Annotated in this window: 4 protein-coding genes; 3 read left to right on the top strand and 1 reads right to left on the bottom strand. The window is 62.5% G+C overall.

The annotated features are described in order from the left end of the window. Nucleotides 1-98 precede the first annotated feature (98 nt). The gene (locus AC1DGP_RS35065) at nucleotides 99-254 is read right to left on the bottom strand and encodes a DUF1127 domain-containing protein (RefSeq protein WP_476771136.1); all 156 of its coding nucleotides are present in this window, start codon (nucleotides 252-254) and stop codon (nucleotides 99-101) included. A gap of 549 nt (nucleotides 255-803) precedes the next feature. Here AC1DGP_RS35065 and rsgA point away from each other — a divergent pair. From rsgA to AC1DGP_RS35050, 3 genes are all read left to right on the top strand, one after another. Then, nucleotides 804-1829 (top strand): ribosome small subunit-dependent GTPase A, encoded by a 1026-nt coding sequence (rsgA, locus tag AC1DGP_RS35060; RefSeq protein WP_441507185.1) that lies wholly within the window; start codon nucleotides 804-806, stop codon nucleotides 1827-1829. Continuing rightward, nucleotides 1826-1996, top strand: coding sequence for a hypothetical protein (locus AC1DGP_RS35055; protein WP_476833273.1), 171 nt, complete (start codon nucleotides 1826-1828; stop codon nucleotides 1994-1996). Before rsgA ends, AC1DGP_RS35055 begins: the two co-directional genes overlap by 4 nt. A gap of 215 nt (nucleotides 1997-2211) precedes the next feature. Further along, a complete protein-coding gene (locus AC1DGP_RS35050) occupies nucleotides 2212-2367 on the top strand; it encodes a DUF1127 domain-containing protein (protein WP_441493807.1) in 156 nt (51 codons plus the stop codon). Nucleotides 2368-2465 lie beyond the last annotated feature (98 nt).

Here is a 2465-nt window from a genome sequence, read left to right as displayed (position 1 = left end):
CTCTTCGACCGAAGCTCAAGGGGAGGGAATCATGAGCCCCGGGAGAAACTACCTGGAACGCGCTGCGCCCGGTGACGCGGCGGTTCTATTCAGTGACTTCAGGCCGCAGCGTGCGAGCGGGCGATGAAGGGGATCTCCGAGCGTGACAGGCCAAGATCGGCGAGCTCACGGTTGGTCAGACGCGACAGCTCGCGAACCGTCTCGCGATAGCGCAGGAAGGCGCGGATTTTGGCGGCAATCATGGTGACGAACATGGTGATATTCCTCTGGCGGATATTCCGGACCGGGGCGGTGCCCACAGCGACAATTTCGTTGTGCACTGCACATAAGCTGATCGGCCCGCCGCAAACAGGGGCTTCAATTCAGCTCCGATATGCGTTAATTGCATGAATAGCTTGTGAATCGGTGTTTTGTTCGTCTAATCATGCAGTGAGCGCATCGTTCGTTTCAAATGCAACCGATGTTCCGCCTAGAAAACGGGCTGTGGCCGAAAGCAGGAATTCACCGCGTTGGCTACGCGATTTCGGCGCGTTGCCGATTGCGAAGTTGAACCGCCCGCATGCGGACGTCCGAGGGGGCGGGAATGGGCGACTTTTGACCGTCAGCGGCTCACCGCAAATGTCGGAGTTGGGTCGCAAACGGACGTCCCTTTCGCAGCATGCGAATGTCTGGTTCCGGGCCATGCGCCAATGTCTGCACCTGGCGTAGCGCGGCTGCCAGCTTTCCTTGCGGCGCTTGCAAGCCGGGCTGAACCCCGCTCTATCGTCGCCCATGACGAGGACGCCGAGCGGTGGGGCGATACTGTGACACAAGGCGACACTGCCTCCGCACCACTGTCCCTTGCGGCGCTGGGCTGGACGGATTTCTTTGCAGATCAATGCGGACCAGATGACGCCTGCCTCCGGCCTGCGCGCATCGGCTCGGTGCACCGCACCCGCATGAGCGCAATCACGCCCGATGGGCCGATCAGGCTCAAGCTGCCGGTCCATACCAATACAGGCGACTTCACGGTGGGTGACTGGGTTCTGGTGGAGCCCAGCACACATCTGCTACGGCGCCGGCTGGAGCGCGCGACGGTGTTGGCGCGGCGCACCGAGGGCAGCATGACGCCGCAGCTTGCCGGGGCCAACATCGACACACTGTTCATTGTCACCTCCTGCAACGCTGATTTCAACGTCGCGCGCCTGGAGCGCTATCTTGCGCTGGCCAATGAGAGCGGAGCCGAACCTGTCATCCTGCTGACCAAGGCCGATCTCGTGCCCGACGTGCAGCCCTATCTCGACCAGGCCGCCGCCCTGCAGCGCGGGCTGGCTGTTGCAACCGTCAATCCGCGCAGCTCTCACGCGGCGGCTGCGTTCGCGTCCTGGTGTGGCGAAGGCCGCACCCTCGCGCTGGTCGGTTCGTCCGGCGTCGGCAAATCGACTCTTGTGAACGCGCTTGCCGGCACCATCGATGGCGAACCGCAGCAGACCGGCGACATCCGCGACCACGACGCTAAGGGGCGCCACACCACGACGTCGCGCTCGCTGCATGCGATTGCCTGCGGCGGCTGGGTGATTGATACGCCGGGCATGCGCACGCTCCATGTCAGCGATGCGGCGTCTGGTCTCGAAACGCTGTTCGCCGAGATCACGGAACTAAGCCCGCTCTGCCGCTTCCGCGACTGCACCCATGAGCACGAGCCCGGCTGCGCGGTTCAGGAGGCAGTCTCCAAGGGCGCGATCGACCCTGAGCGTCTGGCACGCTGGCGCAAGCTCGATCTAGAGAACAGGGCAAAGTCGCCGGAGGTGAAGGGGCCGAGGGGAAGGGGCGGTAGGCGGGGCGTTTGATTCGGCCGAGCCCAAACCTCAGCCTGTTCATCCTGGAGCTGACGCCGGTGATACGGCCCCTCGCCCGCCAGCGCGCGACGATCGACGACTATCCGGACGACCATGTGGCCCGGCGTCCGGATGCGACACCTCTCGGTGACCCTGCCGCCGCGCAGCCCATTTTCTAGGCAGAATATCGGTTTCATTTGAAACGATGACTGCGCTCAACGCATGATGAGACCAGAAAATTACTGATTAACAAATGATGCATGCTCTGGATGCATATCGGAGCTGAAGTAAAGCCCCTAATTGCGGCGGGCCGATCGGCTTATGTGCAGTGCACAACGAAATTGTCGCTGTGGGCACCGCCCCGGTCCGGAATATCCGCTAGAGGAATATCACCATGTTCGTCACCATGATTGCCGCCAAAATCCGCGCCTTCCTGCGCTATCGCGAGACGGTTCGCGAGCTGTCGCGTCTGACCAACCGTGAGCTCGACGATCTTGGGCTGTCACGCTCGGAGATCCCCTTCATCGCCCGCTCGCACGCTGCGGCCTGAAGTCACTGAATAGAACCGCCGCGTCACCGGGCGCAGCGCGTTCCAGGTAGTTTCTCCCGGGGCTCATGATTCCCTCCCCTTGAGCTTCGGTCGAAGAG

This window comes from Allobosea sp. 05T433, assembly GCF_056396065.1.
Note: the sequence above shows the minus strand (reverse complement) of the source record. Positions and strands in the feature narration are given on the sequence as shown.

What these genes read in the sequence shown, in the direction of transcription:
- AC1DGP_RS35065 (WP_476771136.1), bottom strand. Translation starts at nt 254, where the DNA reads ATGTTCGTCACCATGATTGCCGCCAAAATCCGCGCCTTCCTGCGCTAT.
- AC1DGP_RS35050 (WP_441493807.1), top strand. Translation starts at nt 2,212, where the DNA reads ATGTTCGTCACCATGATTGCCGCCAAAATCCGCGCCTTCCTGCGCTAT.